The sequence below is a fragment of the Pseudomonas fluorescens genome, from assembly GCF_000802965.1.
Classification (GTDB): domain Bacteria; phylum Pseudomonadota; class Gammaproteobacteria; order Pseudomonadales; family Pseudomonadaceae; genus Aquipseudomonas; species Aquipseudomonas fluorescens_A.
In genome coordinates this window covers 25,436-44,134 of record NZ_JSAK01000018.1, presented here as the reverse complement: position 1 = coordinate 44,134, position 18,699 = coordinate 25,436, and the positions used below count along the sequence as shown (strand labels likewise).

General features: G+C 58.4%; 17 protein-coding genes. 7 read left to right on the top strand and 10 right to left on the bottom strand.

Translation table 11 applies throughout. The annotated features are described in order from the left end of the window. Nucleotides 1–46: 46 nt before the first annotated feature. From NL64_RS15645 to NL64_RS15630, 4 genes are all read right to left on the bottom strand, one after another. A complete protein-coding gene (locus NL64_RS15645; protein WP_003171943.1) occupies nucleotides 47–811 on the bottom strand; it encodes an amino acid ABC transporter ATP-binding protein in 765 nt (254 codons plus the stop codon). Nucleotides 812–821: 10 nt separating this feature from the next. Then, nucleotides 822–1,919 (bottom strand): amino acid ABC transporter permease, encoded by a 1,098-nt coding sequence (locus NL64_RS15640; RefSeq protein WP_034148979.1) that lies wholly within the window; start codon nucleotides 1,917–1,919, stop codon nucleotides 822–824. Nucleotides 1,920–1,929: 10 nt separating this feature from the next. Next, a complete protein-coding gene (locus tag NL64_RS15635) occupies nucleotides 1,930–3,111 on the bottom strand; it encodes an amino acid ABC transporter permease (protein ID WP_034148978.1) in 1,182 nt (393 codons plus the stop codon). Between the two features lie 65 nt (nucleotides 3,112–3,176). Further along, complete coding sequence (locus tag NL64_RS15630; protein ID WP_034148977.1) at nucleotides 3,177–4,208, bottom strand: amino acid ABC transporter substrate-binding protein; 1,032 nt, start codon at nucleotides 4,206–4,208, stop codon at nucleotides 3,177–3,179. Between the two features lie 467 nt (nucleotides 4,209–4,675). On the opposite strand from NL64_RS15630, the gene NL64_RS15625 reads away from it, so the two are divergent. From NL64_RS15625 to NL64_RS15605, 5 genes are all read left to right on the top strand, one after another. Continuing rightward, on the top strand, nucleotides 4,676–5,332 hold the full coding sequence (locus NL64_RS15625) for an alpha/beta hydrolase (RefSeq protein WP_034148976.1): 657 nt from the start codon (nucleotides 4,676–4,678) through the stop codon (nucleotides 5,330–5,332). Nucleotides 5,333–5,442: 110 nt separating this feature from the next. Then, the gene (gene rhlB / locus NL64_RS15620; protein ID WP_034148975.1) at nucleotides 5,443–6,930 is read left to right on the top strand and encodes an ATP-dependent RNA helicase RhlB; all 1,488 of its coding nucleotides are present in this window, start codon (nucleotides 5,443–5,445) and stop codon (nucleotides 6,928–6,930) included. 125 nt (nucleotides 6,931–7,055) lie between these two features. Further along, complete coding sequence (locus NL64_RS15615; protein ID WP_034148974.1) at nucleotides 7,056–8,003, top strand: ornithine cyclodeaminase family protein; 948 nt, start codon at nucleotides 7,056–7,058, stop codon at nucleotides 8,001–8,003. Between the two features lie 120 nt (nucleotides 8,004–8,123). After that, the gene (locus tag NL64_RS15610; protein WP_034148973.1) at nucleotides 8,124–9,251 is read left to right on the top strand and encodes an NAD(P)/FAD-dependent oxidoreductase; all 1,128 of its coding nucleotides are present in this window, start codon (nucleotides 8,124–8,126) and stop codon (nucleotides 9,249–9,251) included. 107 nt (nucleotides 9,252–9,358) lie between these two features. Beyond that, entirely contained in the window at nucleotides 9,359–10,000 is a 642-nt protein-coding gene (locus NL64_RS15605) for a helix-turn-helix transcriptional regulator (protein ID WP_034148972.1), read from the top strand. 92 nt (nucleotides 10,001–10,092) lie between these two features. Here the strand turns inward: NL64_RS15605 and NL64_RS15600 are convergent, their stop codons facing one another. From NL64_RS15600 to NL64_RS15570, 6 genes are all read right to left on the bottom strand, one after another. Then, on the bottom strand, nucleotides 10,093–10,869 hold the full coding sequence (locus NL64_RS15600) for an ABC transporter substrate-binding protein (protein WP_034148971.1): 777 nt from the start codon (nucleotides 10,867–10,869) through the stop codon (nucleotides 10,093–10,095). A gap of 306 nt (nucleotides 10,870–11,175) precedes the next feature. Further along, entirely contained in the window at nucleotides 11,176–11,628 is a 453-nt protein-coding gene (moaE, locus tag NL64_RS15590) for a molybdopterin synthase catalytic subunit MoaE (RefSeq protein ID WP_034148969.1), read from the bottom strand. A gap of 3 nt (nucleotides 11,629–11,631) precedes the next feature. Further along, entirely contained in the window at nucleotides 11,632–11,874 is a 243-nt protein-coding gene (locus tag NL64_RS15585) for a MoaD/ThiS family protein (RefSeq protein WP_034148968.1), read from the bottom strand. Further along, nucleotides 11,871–12,344 carry a cyclic pyranopterin monophosphate synthase MoaC gene (gene moaC, locus NL64_RS15580; protein WP_034148967.1) on the bottom strand — a complete coding sequence of 158 codons (474 nt, stop codon included), beginning with the start codon at nucleotides 12,342–12,344 and terminating at the stop codon, nucleotides 11,871–11,873. The genes NL64_RS15585 and moaC overlap by 4 nt, the downstream gene beginning before the upstream one ends. A 223-nt stretch (nucleotides 12,345–12,567) precedes the next feature. Beyond that, entirely contained in the window at nucleotides 12,568–13,962 is a 1,395-nt protein-coding gene (locus NL64_RS15575; protein WP_034148966.1) for a PhoH family protein, read from the bottom strand. A 360-nt stretch (nucleotides 13,963–14,322) separates the two neighbouring features. Beyond that, on the bottom strand, nucleotides 14,323–15,447 hold the full coding sequence (locus NL64_RS15570) for a polysaccharide deacetylase family protein (protein WP_034148965.1): 1,125 nt from the start codon (nucleotides 15,445–15,447) through the stop codon (nucleotides 14,323–14,325). A 310-nt stretch (nucleotides 15,448–15,757) separates the two neighbouring features. Between NL64_RS15570 and yaaA the strand changes: the two genes are divergently transcribed. Both yaaA and NL64_RS15560 read left to right on the top strand, forming a co-directional pair. Next, nucleotides 15,758–16,537, top strand: coding sequence for a peroxide stress protein YaaA (gene yaaA / locus NL64_RS15565; RefSeq protein WP_034148964.1), 780 nt, complete (start codon nucleotides 15,758–15,760; stop codon nucleotides 16,535–16,537). An 810-nt stretch (nucleotides 16,538–17,347) separates the two neighbouring features. After that, entirely contained in the window at nucleotides 17,348–18,664 is a 1,317-nt protein-coding gene (locus NL64_RS15560; RefSeq protein ID WP_034148963.1) for a nucleotide sugar dehydrogenase, read from the top strand. Nucleotides 18,665–18,699: the final 35 nt, after the last annotated feature.

The following is an 18,699-nucleotide window of genomic DNA, read 5'->3' as shown; positions in this document are numbered from 1 at the left end:
ATAAACCCGGAACTCAGTCCGGGTTTATTTCAACGCTCGAATCAGATCAATGCAGGATCTGGCTCAGGAACAGCTTGGTGCGATCATTTTGCGGGTTGTCGAAGAAGTCGTTCGGTGCCGCCTGTTCGACGATTTCACCCTTGTCCATGAAGATCACGCGGTTGGCCACGGTGCGGGCGAAGCCCATTTCGTGGGTTACGCAAAGCATGGTCATGCCGTCTTCGGCCAGGCCGATCATGGTGTCCAGAACCTCTTTCACCATCTCCGGGTCGAGTGCCGAAGTCGGTTCGTCGAACAGCATGATTTTCGGTTTCATGCACAGCGCACGGGCAATCGCCACACGCTGTTGCTGACCGCCGGACAGTTGCCCCGGGAATTTATGCGCCTGCTCCGGAATGCGTACGCGTTCTAGGTAATGCATGGCGATTTCCTCGGCCTTGCGCTTGGGCATCTTGCGTACCCACATCGGCGCCAGGGTGCAGTTCTGCAGGATGGTCAGGTGCGGGAACAGGTTGAAGTGCTGGAACACCATGCCGACTTCACGGCGGATCGCTTCGATCTGCTTGAGGTCGTTGGTCAGTTCCACGCCATCGACCACGATGCGGCCCTGCTGGTGTTCTTCCAGACGGTTCAGGCAACGGATGGTGGTGGACTTGCCGGAACCCGACGGGCCGCAGAGGACGATACGCTCGCCCTGCTTGACGTTGAGGTTGATGTCTTTCAGTACGTGAAACTGGCCGTACCACTTGTTCACGCCCTGCATCTGAATAATGCCTTCAGGGCTCACAGGCTGTTTGATCGCTTCGCTCATCACTTAACTCCTAACGCTTGTGGCCTGTGTCGAGCTTACGTTCCAAATGCATGGAGTAGCGCGACATACCAAAACAGAAAATCCAGAACACCAGGGCTGCGAACACATAGCCTTCAGTGGCCATGCCCAGCCATTTCGGGTCAGCGGCGGCTTGCTTGACGCTGTTGAGCAAGTCGAACAGGCCGATGATGATCACCAGGCTGGTGTCCTTGAACAGGGCAATGAAGGTGTTGACGATGCCGGGGATCACCATCTTCAGGGCTTGCGGCAGAATCACCAGGCCCATGCTGCGCCAGTAACCGAGGCCCATCGCCGCAGCCGCTTCGTACTGACCTTTAGGGATCGCTTGCAGGCCACCGCGCACCACTTCCGCCACGTAGGCCGACTGGAACAGGATCACGCCGATCAGCGCCCGCAGCAGTTTGTCGAAGTTCATGCCTTCAGGCAGGAACAGCGGCAGCATCACCGAGGACATGAAAAGCACCGTGATCAACGGCACACCGCGCCAGAATTCGATGAAGGTCACGCAGACCACACGAATCGCTGGCATGTTCGAACGACGGCCCAGCGCCAGGACAATCCCCAGCGGCAAGGCACCGGCAATGCCGACAGTGGCGATCACCAGGGTCAGCATCAGGCCGCCCCATTGGCTGGTCGCCACTTGGGTAAGGCCGAAAACGCCGCCATGCAGCAGGCACCAGGCAATGATCGGGTACAGCACCAGGAAGCTCAGGCCATACACCGCTTTACGGTGGAAGCGCGAGATGAACAACGGTGCCACGCCGATGACCGCCAGCCACACGGTCAGGTCCACGCGCCAGCGCAGTTCCGGCGGATAGTAGCCGTACATGAACTGGCCGATGCGCTGCTGGATGAACACCCAGCAGGCGCCCTCCTTGGTGCAGTCGGCGCGAGTGGTGCCGACCCAGTTGGCGTCGATGATCGCCCACTGCAGGATCGGCGGAACCACCAGGTAGATCAGGTAGAACGCGAACAGGGTCAGCAGGGTGTTGAGCCAGCTGGAGAACATGTTCGCGCGCATCCACGCCACCACGCCGATGCTGCTGCTCGGTGGTGGCATGTCGGGTTTGAAAGTATGAGTACTCATGCGCTTTTCCTTACCGCTCGATCAGCGCAATGCGCTTGTTGTACCAGTTCATCAGCAGGGAAATGCTGATACTGATCGCCAGGTACACGCTCATGGTGATCGCAATCACCTCGATCGCCTGCCCGGTCTGGTTCAGCACGGTCCCTGCGAACAACGACACCATTTCCGGGTAACCGATACCGGCCGCCAGCGAGGAGTTCTTCGCCAGGTTCAGGTATTGGCTGGTCAGCGGTGGAATGATCACGCGCAGGGCTTGCGGGATGATCACCTTGCGCAGGGTCGGACCGTTGCGCAGGCCAAGCGAATGCGCCGCTTCGGTCTGGCCGTGGCTGACCGACTTGATGCCCGAGCGCACGATCTCGGCGATGAACGCCGCGGTGTACACCGTCAGGGCCAGGGTCAAGGCCAGCAGTTCCGGGATCAACACCCAGCCGCCGACGAAGTTGAAGCCTTGCAGCTTCGGCATTTCCCAATGCAGGGGTGCGCCGAAGATCAGCGCGCACAGCGCCGGGATCACCAGGAGAATCGCCAGGCCGGTCCAGAATTTGTGGAAGGGCACGCCGGTCGCTTCGAAGCGCTTGTTGGCCCAGCGGCACATCAGCACGATCGCGACGATGGCCACGACGACACTGATCGCAAACGCCCAGAAACCGTCGGCCATCAACGCGGCGGGCATGTTCAGGCCACGGCTGCTGACGAAGAAGGTGTCGCCGAAGTTGTGGCTGTTGCGCGGCCCCGGCATGGTCAGGAATACCGCGAAGTACCAGAACAGGATCTGCAGCAGTGGCGGAATGTTACGGAAGACTTCCACATACACCGTCGCCACTTTGGCGATGATCCAGTTCTTCGACAGCCGCGCCACACCGACGATGAAGCCGAGGATGGTGGCCAGGATCACGCCGATGAAGGTGACCAGCAAGGTGTTAAGGAGGCCGATGACAAACACCCGGGCATAGCTGTCCGCTTCGGTGTAGTCGATCAGGTGCTGAGCGATGCCGAAACCGGCACTGCGCTCAAGAAAGTCGAAACCGGAGGTAATGCCCCGGTGCTGAAGGTTGGTTTGCGTGTTGTCGAACAGAAACCAGCCTAACGAGACCACACCGACAATGGTGATGATCTGGAATACCCACGCACGCACTCGTGGATCGCTGAGGCTGAGCCTCTGCTTTGGTGCGCCGATTGAATTTTGCATGAAGTGCCCCGGAAATAATGGAACAGAACATCACCCGGTGGTTGGCCCACCGGGTGATAGAACCATCAGCGCACTGGTGGTGCGTATTGAATGCCGCCAGCGTTCCACAAGGCGTTCAGCCCGCGGTCGATTTCCAGCGGAGTGTTCTTGCCGAGGTTTTTCTCGAACACTTCACCGTAGTTGCCGACTTGCTTGACGATCTGTACGACCCAGTCTTTCTTCACTTTCAGGTCTTTGCCGTATTCACCGTCGGTACCCAGCAGACGGGCTACGTCCGGGTTCTTGGTGCCTTTGGCTTCAGCTTCGACGTTCTTCGAAGTGATGCCGGCTTCTTCAGCGTTGAGCATGGCATAGCCAGTCCAGCGCACGATGGCCAGCCACTCGTCGTCGCCGTTACGCACGACCGGGCCCAGAGGCTCTTTGGAAATGGTTTCTGGCAGAACCACGTAGTCTTTCGGCGAGGCCAGCTTGCTGCGCTGGGCAAACAGCTGGGACTTGTCGGAAGTCAGTACGTCGCAACGACCGGATTCCAGCGACTTGGCGCTCTCGTCGGAGGTGTCGAAAGTGATCGGGGTGTATTTCAGACCGTTGCCACGGAAGTAGTCGGAAACGTTCAGTTCGGTAGTGGTACCGGCCTGGATGCAGATGGTTGCACCGTCCAGTTCCTTGGCACTCTTAACGCCCAGCTTGTTGTTAACCAGGAAGCCGATGCCGTCGTAGTAAGTGATGAAGCCCGGGAATTTCAGACCCATGCCCGCGTCACGGGAGCTGGTCATGGTGGTGTTGCGCGACAGGATGTCGATTTCGCCCGATTGCAGCGCGGTGAAGCGCTCCTTGGCGTTCAACTGGCTGAACTTGACCTTGGTTGCGTCGCCGAAGACGGCAGCCGCTACAGCACGGCAGTAGTCAGCATCGATACCCACGATCTTGCCGGTGGAGTCTGGCACCGAGAAACCCGGCAGACCGTCACTCACACCGCACTGTACGAAACCTTTTTTCTGCACTGCATCCAGGGTCGCGCCCGCCTGAGCGAACCCACTGACGCCAAGCACTGCGGCTGCAGTCACGACGGCCAGGGTGGATTTCAACATCTTCATTCAAACCTCCAGTTTTGCTCTTGTTGTGTCGGAGCGTGAGTCCAGTCGCACCCTTTTGAGGCGTTGTTGACCCGTGTTGGCTTTTTTTAGGGTCAACCGACGTAGGACCGTAGCTATGAGTCTAGTAGGAGAAAATCCACAGAAAGGACAACTCACTTCTCACCAATCGGCCGAACGGGCTGTAGCCCTTTCACGTTCGCGAAGCCCGTAGCGGCCTTTGGCGAACATCCATCACCGGATTTTTTGCTATCCCGCCTCCAGCAGTACACTGATAGTGTTACCGCCAGTCGCGAGATGGGTTGCACCGCTTCCCCATAGCAAACGCCATACCACACCAGCTGCTAAAGCGGTTAAGCGACAGGTCAATAGCAAAACTTGTAACCTTGCGACATCTTCGTAACTGATCAACCAGACACGCCCTCAGACCTCGCACTCAATGAGAGCGCACGCACAAAATTGGAGCAGCCATGACCGAGCCCTTGATTCTTCAGCCCGTAAAGACCGCAGACGCCTGCGTGATCTGGCTGCACGGCCTGGGCGCCGACCGCTATGACTTCCTCCCGGTGGCTGAAGCCCTGCAGGAAAGTCTGTTGAGCACCCGCTTCGTTCTACCCCAGGCACCGACTTGCGCCGTGACCATCAACGGTGGTTACGAAATGCCGAGCTGGTACGACATATTGGCCATGACCCCAGCACGCGCGATCAATCGCGAGCAGCTGGAAGACTCGGCGGACAGGGTCATTAAATTGATCGAACAGGAGCGCGCCAGCGGAATAGACGCCTCGCGGATTTTTCTCGCCGGTTTTTCCCAGGGCGGCGCCGTGGTTCTACACACCGCGTTTCTGAAATGGCAGGGACCGCTGGGTGGCGTACTTGCCCTCTCTACTTATGCACCGACCTTCAGCGACGAGCTGCAATTGTCTGCCAGTCAGCAGCGTATTCCGGTGTTGTCGATGCATGGTCAGTACGATGACGTGGTGCAGAACTCGATGGGACGTAGCGCCTACGAGCATTTGAAGCAGCGTGGTGTCACCGTGACATGGCAGGAATACCCAATGGGCCACGAAGTGTTACCCGAAGAGATTCGCGACATCGGTGACTGGCTCGGCGAACGTTTGCGGTAACCGTTTTCCGGGTCTTTTTTGTTTAAAAACGCCCTTTGATCCATCCCACTACGCCGCGCCCGATTCTTGCATTACACTGGCCGGCGTACATTCCTTAACCAATTGATGAGATGACCGTGCTCAAAGCACTCAAGAAAATGTTCGGTAAAAGCGAGACTGAGCAACTCGCGCCAGTCCCCAGCGCTCCGTCTCACTCCCCCAGCCACCGCACCGACGGTCATCAGTCTGGTCGGACCGCCCCCGTAGCGGCACCGAAACACGAACCCCAGAGCGCACCGGCCGCCGAGCCTGCGGAGCCATCCGCCGCCGAGCAACCGCGCAGCGAAACGCCGAAACCGTCCAAACCGCGCCGCGAACCGAAGCCAAAAGCCCCGGTCATTCCCTGGAAACTCGAAGACTTCGTCGTCGAACCCCAGGAAGGCAAAACCCGCTTCCACGATTTCAAACTCGCCCCCGAACTGATGCACGCCATCCAGGACCTGGGCTTCCCGTATTGCACGCCGATCCAGGCGCAAGTGCTGGGCTTTACCCTCGCCGGCAAAGACGCCATCGGCCGTGCCCAGACCGGCACCGGCAAAACCGCCGCGTTCCTGATTTCGATCATCACCCAACTGCTGCAAACCCCGCCGCCGAAAGAGCGCTACATGGGTGAGCCGCGGGCGCTGATCATTGCCCCGACGCGCGAACTGGTGGTGCAAATCGCCAAGGACGCGGCGGACCTGACCAAATACACCGGCCTCAACGTCATGACTTTCGTGGGCGGCATGGACTTCGACAAGCAACTCAAGCACCTCGAAGCCCGTCACTGCGACATCCTCGTGGCTACGCCGGGCCGCTTGCTGGACTTCAACCAGCGCGGTGACGTGCATCTGGACATGGTCGAAGTCATGGTGCTGGACGAAGCCGACCGCATGCTCGACATGGGTTTCATCCCGCAAGTGCGCTCCATCATTCGCCAGACTCCACCGAAGAACGAGCGCCAGACGCTGCTGTTCTCCGCGACCTTCACCGAAGACGTGATGAACCTGGCCAAGCAATGGACCACCGACCCTGCCATCGTCGAAATCGAAGTCACCAACGTGGCCAGCGAAAACGTCGAGCAGCACATCTATGCGGTGGCCGGTGCCGACAAGTACAAACTGCTCTACAACCTGGTCACCGATAACGGCTGGGAGCGCGTGATCGTTTTCGCCAACCGCAAGGACGAAGTGCGGCGCATCGAAGAACGCCTGGTGCGCGATGGCGTCAACGCCGCGCAGTTGTCCGGTGATGTGCCGCAACACAAGCGCATCAAGACCCTGGAAGGTTTCCGCGAAGGCAAGATCCGCGTGCTGGTTGCCACCGACGTGGCCGGGCGCGGCATCCACATCGACGGTATCAGCCACGTGATCAACTTCACCCTGCCGGAAGTCCCGGACGACTACGTGCACCGTATCGGTCGTACCGGTCGCGCCGGCGCCGATGGTGTGTCCATCAGTTTCGCCGGTGAAGACGACTCGTACCAGTTGCCGTCCATCGAAGAAAAGCTGGGTCGCAAGATCAGCTGCGAAACACCACCGACGCATCTGCTGCGTGCGGTTGAGCGCAAGCGTCCGTAACGGACGACAGGTAGAAAAAGGCGCAGCCGGAAACGGACTGCGCTTTTTTTCGTCTGGATATTGTTCGAGACAACTAAAAGTCCATAATAGACAAATAAGTTTAGTTTTCGCTTCCGGAGCCGAACATGTCCAGCACCCCTTACGTGATCTCCCAACCTCAAGCCCGCGAGTTGCTGGCGCAGGTGGATGTGCCGCAGATCCTGCGCAAACTGTTCCGCGATCTGGCCGCCGGGCAAGCGGTGCAACCGGCGCAGCAACTGGTGGAGTTTCCACAGGGTGCCGGCGACTTCATCAACTACTTGGGCGTGCTGGCCGAAGACGGGGTTTACGGGGTCAAGACTTCGCCGTACATCGTGCGCGAACAAGGGCCGCTGGTGACCGCGTGGACCTTGCTGATGTCGATGCAAACCGGCCAGCCGCTGCTGCTGTGCGATGCCGGTGAACTGACCACGGCGCGCACGGCGGCGACCACCGCAGTGGCCATCGATGCCCTCGCGCCGTTGAATGCAACGCGCCTGGCGATCATCGGCAGCGGCAAAGTGGCCCAGGCGCACGTGCATTACGTGAAGAACCTGCGCGAGTGGCAGAGCATCAGCCTGTACTCGCCGAGCCTGAGCACGAGTAGCCCTGATGAATTGGACCAACTGCGAAACCTCGACCCGCGCCTGACTATTGCCGACAGTCGCGAAGCGGCCGTGCAAGACGCCGACGTGATCATGCTCTGCACTTCGTCCGCCGGCCCGGTGATCGATCCGTCAAACCTGAGCAAACCGGCGCTGATCACCTCCATCAGCACCAACGCGCCACGCGCCCACGAAGTGCCGCCGCAGAGCCTCAACGACATGCAGGTGTTCTGTGACTATCGTCTGACCACCCCGGGCTCGGCGGGAGAAATGCTGATTGCCGCCGAGCGGCATGGCTGGGATAACAAGGCGATTGTCGGCGACCTGCCCGACCTGCTCAGTGAGAAAGTGCAACGTCCCGGCTACGATCGTCACGTGTTCTTCCGCTCGATCGGCCTGGGCCTGGAAGACATTGCGCTGGCCAATGCCCTTTACCAATTACAGCGCTAACAGCCCTTGTAGGAGCCGGCTTGCTGGCGATCGCATCACCACGGTTTTCCCGACAAACCGCGGCGCCTGCATCGCCAGCAAGCCGGCTCCTACAGTGTCTACGCATTTCAGGAGACGTTCATGAGCCAGGCAGATTTCATCATCATCGGCGGCGGTATCGCCGGCGCTTCCACCGGTTTCTGGCTGTCGCAGCACGGGCGTGTGATCGTGCTCGAACGCGAATCCCATCCGGCCTATCACTCCACCGGACGCTCGGCGGCCCTGTTCACCGCCGCCTACGGCACTCCGCAAGTCCGCGCCCTGACCCAAGCCAGCCGCGACTTTTTCGACGCGCCACCCAGCGGCTTCTGCGAACACCCGCTGCTGACCCCGCGCGGCGAAATGACCGTGGACTTCAGCGGTGATCCGACTGAACTGAACAACCAATACTTGAGTGCAAAAGCCACGGTGCCGGAGATGCAATTGCTCAGCGCCGACGAAGCCTGCGCCCGGGTGCCGATCCTGCGCCGGGAAAAAGTCCACGGTGCGATCTACGACCCGACCGCCAGCGACATCGACACCGACGCACTGCATCAAGGCTACCTGCGCGGTATCCGCCGCAATAAAAGCGAAGTCCATACCGATTGCGAAGTGCTGAGCCTCAGCCGTGACGCCGAAGGTGTATGGCACGTGCAGACCAACACAGGGACCTTCAGCGCCCCGATCATCATCAACGCCGCCGGCGCCTGGGCGGACAAGATCGGTGAGCTGGCCGGCGCCCAACCGCTCGGCTTGCAACCCAAGCGTCGCGCGGCGTTCATCTTCGCCGGCCCCGAAGGCGTGGACATTCACGATTGGCCGATGCTGGTCAGCCTCGACGAATCCTTCTACATGAAACCCGACGCCGGGATGTTCCTCGGCTCGCCGGCCAACGCCGACCCGGTGGAGCCCCACGACGTGCAGCCCGAAGAGCTGGACATCGCCATGGGCATTTACCAGATCGAAGAAGCCACGACCCTGACCATTCGCCGCCCGACCCGAACCTGGGCCGGCCTGCGCAGTTTCGTCAGCGACGGCGACTTGCTGTCCGGTTTCGATCCACAGGTGCCAGGGCTGTTCTGGGTCGCGGCACAGGGCGGCTACGGCATCCAGACCTCGCCGGCCATGGGTCAGGCCAGCGCGGCGCTGGTACGCGGTGAAGTGCTGCCTGAGCAACTCACCCGCTTCGGCCTGAGCGCCAACATGCTCTCCCCTGCCCGCCTGGGCTGATCTTCGTCCTCAGGTGACGCGCCGACACGATTGCGGCACACTTTCAGGGCCCCGTTTTCGGGGCGCTGATGCTGCCCGACGTTCTATTTTATAAAGAGCCCCAACGCATGAACGCCCCCGAAATAGATCCGACCCTGAGCGACACATCCCTGGATAACTTCCGGGCAATCGCCGATGCCATCGCCACGTTGTTCTTTCCTCACGCCGAGGTGGTGCTGCACGACTTGCGCACGCAAAAGGTCGATTACATCGCCAACAACCTGTCGAAACGGGAAATCGGCGACGACTCGGCGTTGGAGGACATGCTCAGCGACGACGTCAGCGAAAGAAACATCGGGCCGTATGAAAAGCTCAACTGGGATGGTCAGAAAATTCGCAGCCTGAGCACTGTGCTACGGGACAGCGAAAGTCATCCGCTGGCGGTGCTGTGCATCAATCTGAATATTTCGCTGTTCGAGAATGCCAAAGCGGCGCTGGATCTGTTTCTGTCACCGAGCAAGCTGATTCCGCAACCGGACTCGTTGTTTCGCGATGACTGGCAGGAGCGAATCAACACCTTCCTGCACAACTGGCTACGCGAACGGCAACTGAGCCTGAACACGCTGACTCGCGATCACAAACGGGAGTTGGTATTGGCGCTGCACGCCGAAGGCGCGTTCAAGGGTAAAAGCGCATCGAACTATGTGGCCAATGTGCTGAACATGGGACGGGCGACGGTTTACAAGCATTTGAAGGAATTGAAGGGCTGAAGATCAAAAGATCGCAGCCTGCGGCAGCCCCTACAAAGAACGCGATCCCCTGTAGGAGCTGACGAGTGAAACGAGGCTGCGATCTTTACCGATCAATCGCCATAGATATCCGACTTGAAATACTTGTCCGAGATCTTCTGATATTCACCATTGGCGCGAATACCGTCGATGGCCGTGTTCAACTGGCTGACCAGTTCGGCATTACCCTTACGCACCGCAATCCCCGCACCCTCGCCCACGTACTTCGGATCCTTCAACTCCGGCCCGACAAACGCATAGCCTTTGCCGCGCGGCATCGACAGGAAGTCATTGAGCGGAATGGTGTCGGCAAAAATCGCATCGAGACGACCGGACGCCAGGTCCATGTAGATCTCTTCGTTATTGCTGTAGCGCTTGACGTTAACGCCCTTGGGTTCGAACACCTCGGTGGCATAACGGTCGGTGGTGGTCGCACGCTGCACGCCGATCGTCTTGCCCTTGAGGCTGGCGTACTGGTCATCCACCACTGCGCCTTCCTTCATCACCAGACGCGAGGAAGTGAAGTAGTACTTGTGGGTGAAATCCACCGATTTCTTGCGGTCTTCGTTGATGGTCATGGACGACAGCGCCATGTCGATTTTCTTCACCTTCAGGGAAGGAATCAGACCGTCGAACTCACCCTCGACCCACACACACTTGACCTTCATCTGCTCGCACAGGGCATTGCCGATGTCGTAGTCGAAACCGACGATTTCGCCTTTATCGGTTTTCGAGGCGAACGGCGGGTAAGCCGCTTCGATACCGATGCGCAGGGTTTTCTCGGCGGCAAACAGGCTACTGCACGCCAACAGACTCAGGGCCAGACCGGTGATGAGGGGAAACTTCTTCATGTTCGTTCTCTCGCGGGTTGTTGTTGGTTTGGCAAGACAGAAGAAAGAGCTGAAACAGGGGAAAACCTTTTTTGTACTTATAATTCCATACTGGACTTTTACGTATAAATCGTCAATCAGGCAAATGCTGCCCGTGTCGGCCGATGGTCGGGTGGTGAATCAAGAGGTTCTTGGGTGAAGCGGATGGCCTCTTCGCGGGCAAGCCCGCTCCCACAGTAGATCTGGCTGAACACAAATTTTGTGTACGACACAGCCCCTGTGGGAGTGGGCTTGCCCGCGATGACTGACTGGAGAACGCAACAGGAATTACTGCTTCCAGCGATCCGCCGCCGCATGATCACTGTCACGCCCTTCAACCCAACGTGGGCCGTCGCTGGTGTTTTCTTTCTTCCAGAACGGCGCGCGGGTTTTCAGGTAATCCATGACAAAGGCGCAGGCGTCGAACGCCGCCTGGCGATGGGCGCTGGCGGCGCCGACGAAGACGATCGGTTCACCCGGTTCCAGGGCGCCAATGCGATGCAGCACTTGCAGCTTGAGCAACGGCCAGCGCTGCTCAGCCTCGGTGGCGATCTTGCCAAGGGCTTTTTCGGTCATGCCCGGATAGTGCTCGAGGAACATTCCGGCCACATCGAGCCCGTCATTGAAGTCACGTACGTAACCGACAAAACTCACCACCGCCCCGACGCCAACATTGGCGGCGTGCATGGCATTGACTTCAGCCCCCGGATCGAATGCCGTGGCTTGCACGCGAATGGCCATCGATCAGCCCCCGGTCACGGTCGGAAAGAACGCCACTTCGTCGCCATCGCTGACCGGCTCGTCGAGTTGGCAAAGGTCTTCGTTGCGCGCGCACATCAGGTTCTGCTCGGCCAGGACATCGGCGCCGTCACGCAGAGCCAGCAGCGCACGCACGTCGTCGACGGTGGCGAAGCTGCCTTCGACCTTCACCGAATCCACGCCCAATGCTTCGCGATAACGGGCGAAAAACTTCACTGTGATGTTCATGGTTGATCCGCCTGGAAATGACCGCTCTTGCCGCCAACCTTTTCCAGCAGGCGCACGCTTTCGATGGTCATGCCGCGATCAACCGCTTTGCACATGTCGTAGATGGTCAGCGCCGCGACACTGGCGGCGGTCAGGGCTTCCATCTCGACGCCCGTCTGCCCGGACAACTTGCAGCGCGCCACGATGCGCACGCTGTCGTCACCTTCGGCACTGAGTTCGACTTTCACACCGGTCAGCATCAACGGATGGCAGAGAGGAATCAGGTCGCTGGTTTTCTTCGCCGCCTGAATACCGGCGATGCGCGCCACGGCGAATACATCACCCTTGGGGTGACCGCCGCTGACGATCATTTGCAGGGTTTCAGGCAGCATGCGCACCAGCGCTTGGGCCGTCGCCTCACGGAACGTCACGGCTTTTTCAGTGACGTCGACCATGTTGGCGCGACCTTGGGAATCGAGATGAGTCAGCACGGGATTACTCCTGATCAGGAGCGTCGATTGTAAACCTGCGGGTCAATTTTCCGCACGCACGAATATGCGATTACCGTAGGAGCCGGCTTGCTGGCGATCGCGGTGTGTCGGTCAACAAATTGGTCGGCTGGTAAACCCAATCGCCAGCAAGCCGGCTCCTACGAGGGTATGTAGCGACAAAAAAACCGGGCGGCTTTGGGCCGCCCGGTTCTGGTGTGAAAGATTACAAATGCGATTCGGCGTATTCGGCCAGAATCGAACGTGGCACCCCTTGCAGCGTAATGTGCACGCCGTTCGGGAAATCCTTGAAGCGTTCAGTGAGGTACGTCAGCCCGGAACTGGTCGCGGACAGGTATGGGGTGTCGATCTGTGCCAGGTTACCCAGGCACACCACTTTGGAACCGGCGCCGGCACGGGTGATGATGGTTTTCATCTGGTGCGGCGTGAGGTTCTGACATTCGTCGATCAGGATCAAACTCTGCTGGAAGCTGCGGCCCCGGATGTAGTTGAGGGATTTGAACTGCAACGGCACTTTGCTGAGGATGTAGTCGACGCTGCCATGGGTACTTTCGTCATCCATGTGCAAGGCTTCGAGGTTGTCGGTGATGGCGCCGAGCCAAGGCTCCATTTTTTCCGCTTCGGTACCGGGCAGGAAGCCGATCTCCTGGTCAAGACCCTGCACGCTACGGGTGGCAATGATGCGGCGATAACGTTTGCTGACCATGGTCTGCTCAATCGCAGCCGCCAGCGCCAGGATGGTTTTACCAGAGCCGGCGGCACCGGACAGGTTGACCAGATGGATGTCCGGATCGAGCAAAGCGTACAGCGCCAGGCTCTGATAGATGTCACGCGGTTTCAGGCCCCAGGCTTCCTGGTGCAGCAGAGGTTCCTGGTGCAGATCCAGAATCAGCAACTTGTCTTCGTCGATCTCCTTGATCCAGCCGACAAACCCCTGTTCATCAATGATGAACTCATTGATATGCACCGCCGGCAGGTTGTCGATCAGTTGCACCTGATGCCAGGTGCGGCCGTGGTCCTGACGGGTTTCGACCTTGCTCACGCGGTCCCAGAAGGAGCCAGTCATGTTGTGGTACCCGTTGGGCAGCAGCGACACGTCGTCGACCAGTTGGTCAGTGCTGTAGTCCTCGGCCGCGATCCCACAAGCTCGGGCCTTGAGGCGCATGTTGATGTCTTTGGTGACCAGCACCACAGGCAATTTCGGATCGCGCGCGTGCAAGTCGATCAACTGGTTGATGATGATGTTGTCGTTCAGGTGCTCGGGCAGAATGATGTTCGGCTCGGCACGCTTGCTCATCAGAATTGACAGCAAGCCCTTCGGTCCACTCTTGCCCCGCTGGATCGGCACGCCCTGTTCAACGTCCTCGGGAGAGGCATCGCCCAGAGTCTTGTCGATCAGCCGGATGGCCTGACGGCATTCGGCAGCAACGCTGTGATGCCCGCTTTTGAGCTTGTCTAGCTCTTCCAGCACGGTCATCGGGATCGCGACGTGGTGTTCTTCGAAGTTAAGCAGCGCGTTTGGATCGTGAATCAATACGTTGGTATCGAGTACATAAAGGATTGGCTGGTTGGAAGAAGAGCTACGTCCGTGATCATCCATACTCGGTCACCTTTGTGGGAGCCATTCGACGCAATACCTTGACGGTGCTGCGCCTCGAAGTGACTGCCGAATCTCACCTGCGGGGACTCAAGTGAACTGCATACAAAGCTGGGTCTTGGAAGACGCCACCTGTGTTGCAGGTTTCGGCGGTCTGTCTTCGTAATACTCCAAAACACATGACAGAAAAAAGCACTTTGACGTTTTTTTGAAGTTTATTTTTCAGAATGACCAATAGCACTTGGCGGACTGCCATCACCCGTTTACAGTCGGAAGTCCGCCTGTATCGAAATACCTCCAAAAATCGCCCCCCGCCCAATGTTTATGGGCTTTGCGTGTTTTCAGAAAAAGCCGTCAGGCCTTTCATTGGAACCCGCTCTGACAGTCCTCCCAGCCGATCCCGCTTTGCGCCGTTTGTGTAATCAACCAGGGCAATGCCGTTTTTACCCCATCCTGTTTCACATTGAAGTTGATCACGCCATGGCGCCACAGCAGCATCAGGGTCAGCACCCGTTGCGCGCTCTGGTTGGCTTTCAGCTTGCCGGCACCGTCCTGGGCATCGATGTCCCACAGCGCCACCTGCAAGCCCTGGGACTTGAAGAAGCCTTCGGCGTCGGACCGGCGCTGGCCATCAGGCGGACGGAACAGCGGCACATAGTTTTCCGGCAGTTTGCTTTTCACCAACTCGGCGCTGCGTCGTACCGAATCCTGCCAATCCTGCCAGTGACTGTGGGATCGAAACTCCCAGCCCTGCATGCCGACACACTGCGTTGAGTAGGTCGATTGCAGGCTGACCACCGACCGCTCGACCAATCGCGCCTGGATGTCCTTGCCAAGGACGAAGAACGTGCCGCTCATGTTGGACTTGCGCAGGTAGTCCGTGACCCAGGTCGTGTTGTCCGGTACGGCATTCGCGGCACTGTCGAACGTTAACAAAAACAGCCGGTCATGCATCCCGTCGCCGCTGCGCTCATAGTCGCCAAAATGATCGACTTCACTGCTGGTCTGCGGGAACAGCGCAGCCTTGCGTAATTGCTCGTCCAGGTACTGGGTGTGAAACACCCTGCTCGGCTCGGCCCACTTTATGTAGTAGCTGTCCTCGCTGATCTGAAACTTGGTGGCTTGTTCGCGCAGGGTCGGCATGTCTTCGACCAGAAAACAGAACGAGGCGTCCTGATCGCAGCTTTGCTGAGCGAAGTTGTAGTTGCTCAGCAGGCGTTGCCACAGGCGCTGGCGAACACGGTTGATCGATTCCATGTTGATGCTGCGCAAGCTCAAACGCTGCGCCAGCGCCGGTTCGTCCAAGGCTTCGCTGGCCAGCAGCACGTGGGCGAACATGAGAATTTCGGCGCGCGAGGCGACGTCGAACAGCGTCGGGTTGTTGAGCTGTTCAGGCCAGGTGCTGCGATCAAGCGTCGCTACATCCCCGGGAGCCGCCATGGCGCCGAAGCTCAGGAGCCAGGCCGATATTAGAAAAGCAATGCGCAATGGGATGTCTCCATAACAAAACCCGCGCGGCACTATATCCGATCCGCACTCAACTCCCGCAGCCCCAGCGACCTCATTGTGGCGAGGGAGCTTGCTCCCGCTGGGCTGCGAAGCAGACCCAAACCAGCGAATTCATTCCTTCAGGAAAACCGGCGCACCCATCTTGCGACCGCTTCGCGCTCGAGCGGGAGCAAGCTCCGTCGCCACAAAAGCCCATTCAGGCACACCACCGATCACCTATTACCCCGATAGCTGGAGTCAACGATGACAACCCCCTAGAATCGCCCCCACGATTAAAGGAGACGACTTCATGCTGATGGTGATTTCACCCGCCAAGACCCTCGATTACGAAACACCGCCGGCGACCCAGCGCTTCACCCAGCCGCAATACCTCGACCATTCCCAGGAACTGATCCTGCAGTTGCGCGACCTCACGCCGGCGCAGATCAGCGAGTTGATGCACGTCTCCGACAAGATCGGCGGGCTCAACGCCGCGCGTTTCGGCAGCTGGACCCCGGCGTTTACGCCAGAGAATGCCAAGCAAGCGTTGCTGGCATTCAAGGGCGACGTGTACACCGGCCTGAACGCGCAAACTTTCAGCGAAGCCGATTTCGATTACGCCCAGCAACATTTGCGCATGCTCTCCGGCCTGTACGGCCTGCTGCGGCCGCTGGACTTGATGCAGCCGTATCGACTGGAAATGGGCACCAAACTGGCCAACACCCGTGGCAAGGACTTGTATGCCTTCTGGGGCACGCGGATCAGCGAATGGCTGAACGAAGCCCTGGCCGATCAAGGCGATGACGTACTGCTGAACCTGGCTTCCAACGAGTACTTCTCGGCGGTCAAGCGCAATGCCCTGAACGCACGCATCATCAATACCGAGTTCAAGGACCTGAAGAACGGTCAGTACAAGATCATCAGTTTCTACGCGAAAAAAGCCCGCGGCTTGATGAGTCGCTTCGTCATTGAGGAGCGCATCAACGACCCGGCAGCCCTCAAGCAGTTCGACGTCCAAGGCTATCGCTACAGCGCCGAGCAGTCGAAACCGGACAATCTGGTGTTCCTGCGCGATCACGCACCAGAGTGATGCACCCGGTCGGCGCACGACCTCAAACACTGTCGTGCGCCACCCATTGATTGCCCCTTCTTCTCCCGCCTTTTTCGCCATTTTTATGGCGCCAAAAACCCATCAGTCATTTTTCTAACTTTAGTTTCACTCGACTTCGATCTTTTTTTTCAGTAGTGGCACTGAAAATTTTTATCGGTAGTGGCAAAAAACTATCCCCTCCAATAATCCGCCTATATATAAAGGGCGAAACGGTAAGTGCTATCAATTTGAGAGCAGTGCCATCTTTCTCAATATTTCAAGAAATTTCAGATTTCATGATGAGCGGATCGGAACTATGTCCGAATGCACCGCTCATACCACCGGTAACGATTCTCACAGAGTTTGTAGGAGAAGACTTACGCAGAACAGAGATTCGTATAGCAAAGTTGTCACATTAACTTTGATTGAATAATCCCTGATTTGGACAACACAGAATGGACAGGAGATAACGCTCGATGACTATCCCCTACAAGGCCATGGCAGCGCCCCTATAAACGTGCTCGCCTGAGCACCCAACCGCTTGATTTATGGGCCTTTGGCCTGGCATTGAGCGCGCAAGACCATTGCACAAGCGTCTTCAGAGCAGAGGATCGGCTGCATAACAGGGCAAGTCATAATAATAAGGCTTAGTTGCGCACACCTTGAGTGCACTTATTTAGACACTCGTAACTTATATGCCAGCACACGGCATTGTTGCGCCTGTATGCAGCACTTGCGAGTGCACTATAAACGCTGAACACCATTAACTCCGGCCATCTAATTGGCTTGATCTATACAGAGGTAATTGCGATGCGCATCAGCATATTTGGTTTGGGTTACGTTGGCGCAGTATGTGCCGGTTGCCTGTCTGCACGGGGCCATGACGTCGTTGGCGTCGATGTTGCCAAAGACAAGATCGATATGATCAACGCCGGCAAATCGCCGATCGTTGAACCGGGCCTGGGCGAACTTCTGGCGCAAGGTATCCAGACTGGCCGTCTGCGCGGCACCACCAACTTCGCCGAGGCGATTCGCGACACCGACCTGTCGATGATCTGCGTCGGTACGCCGAGCAAGAAGAACGGCGACCTGGAACTGAACTACATCGAGGCCGTGTGCCGCGAAATCGGTTTTGTCCTGCGTGACAAATCCACCCGCCACACCATCGTGGTGCGCAGCACCGTGCTGCCGGGCACCGTCGCCAACGTGGTCATCCCGATTCTCGAAGACTGCTCCGGCAAGAAGGCCGGTGTCGATTTCGGCGTTGCCGTAAACCCTGAGTTCCTGCGCGAAAGCACCGCCATCGCCGACTACGACCTGCCGCCGATGACCGTCATCGGTGAGTTCGACAAGGCTTCGGGCGACGTACTGCAATCGCTGTACGAAGAACTCGACGCGCCGATCATCCGCAAGGACATCGCCGTCGCCGAGATGATCAAGTACACCTGCAACGTGTGGCACGCCACCAAGGTGACCTTCGCCAACGAAATCGGCAACATCGCCAAGGCTGTCGGCGTCGACGGTCGTGAAGTGATGGACGTGGTTTGCCAGGACAAGACCCTGAACCTGTCCCAGTACTACATGCGCCCAGGCTTCGCTTTCGGTGGTTCCTGCCTGCCGAAGGACGTGCGTGCCCTGACCTACCGCGCCGGTTCCCTGGACGTGGAAGCCCCGCTGCTCAACTCGCTGATGCGCAGCAACGAGTCCCAGGTGCAGAACGCCTTCGACATCGTCGAAAGCCACGACAAACGCAAAGTCGCCCTGCTCGGCCTGAGTTTCAAGGCCGGTACCGATGACCTGCGCGAAAGCCCGCTGGTTGATCTGGCAGAAATGCTGATCGGTAAAGGTTTCGATCTGAGCATCTACGACAGCAACGTCGAGTACGCCCGTGTCCACGGCGCGAACAAGGACTACATCGAGTCGAAGATCCCGCACGTTTCGTCGCTGCTCAACGCTGACTTCGACGATGTGATCAACAACTCCGACGTGATCATCCTCGGCAACCGTGACGAAAAATTCCGCTCCCTGGTGCAGAACGTTCCTCACGGCAAGCAAGTGATCGACCTGGTCGGCTTCATGTCCAAGGCCACCAGCGTCAGCGGTCGCACCGAAGGCATCTGCTGGTAAGCGCAAGGCATCTCTGCGGCGCCGCGCATCAACTG

Bases quoted from the DNA above. Each gene is read 5' to 3' on its own strand.
- NL64_RS15645 (WP_003171943.1), bottom strand. From the start codon at position 811: ATGAGCGAAGCGATCAAACAGCCTGTGAGCCCTGAAGGCATTATTCAG.
- NL64_RS15640 (WP_034148979.1), bottom strand. From the start codon at position 1,919: ATGAGTACTCATACTTTCAAACCCGACATGCCACCACCGAGCAGCAGC.
- NL64_RS15635 (WP_034148978.1), bottom strand. From the start codon at position 3,111: ATGCAAAATTCAATCGGCGCACCAAAGCAGAGGCTCAGCCTCAGCGAT.
- NL64_RS15630 (WP_034148977.1), bottom strand. From the start codon at position 4,208: ATGAAGATGTTGAAATCCACCCTGGCCGTCGTGACTGCAGCCGCAGTG.
- NL64_RS15625 (WP_034148976.1), top strand. From the start codon at position 4,676: ATGACCGAGCCCTTGATTCTTCAGCCCGTAAAGACCGCAGACGCCTGC.
- rhlB (WP_034148975.1), top strand. From the start codon at position 5,443: ATGACCGTGCTCAAAGCACTCAAGAAAATGTTCGGTAAAAGCGAGACT.
- NL64_RS15615 (WP_034148974.1), top strand. From the start codon at position 7,056: ATGTCCAGCACCCCTTACGTGATCTCCCAACCTCAAGCCCGCGAGTTG.
- NL64_RS15610 (WP_034148973.1), top strand. From the start codon at position 8,124: ATGAGCCAGGCAGATTTCATCATCATCGGCGGCGGTATCGCCGGCGCT.
- NL64_RS15605 (WP_034148972.1), top strand. From the start codon at position 9,359: ATGAACGCCCCCGAAATAGATCCGACCCTGAGCGACACATCCCTGGAT.
- NL64_RS15600 (WP_034148971.1), bottom strand. From the start codon at position 10,869: ATGAAGAAGTTTCCCCTCATCACCGGTCTGGCCCTGAGTCTGTTGGCG.
- moaE (WP_034148969.1), bottom strand. From the start codon at position 11,628: ATGGCCATTCGCGTGCAAGCCACGGCATTCGATCCGGGGGCTGAAGTC.
- NL64_RS15585 (WP_034148968.1), bottom strand. From the start codon at position 11,874: ATGAACATCACAGTGAAGTTTTTCGCCCGTTATCGCGAAGCATTGGGC.
- NL64_RS15575 (WP_034148966.1), bottom strand. From the start codon at position 13,962: ATGGATGATCACGGACGTAGCTCTTCTTCCAACCAGCCAATCCTTTAT.
- yaaA (WP_034148964.1), top strand. From the start codon at position 15,758: ATGCTGATGGTGATTTCACCCGCCAAGACCCTCGATTACGAAACACCG.
- NL64_RS15560 (WP_034148963.1), top strand. From the start codon at position 17,348: ATGCGCATCAGCATATTTGGTTTGGGTTACGTTGGCGCAGTATGTGCC.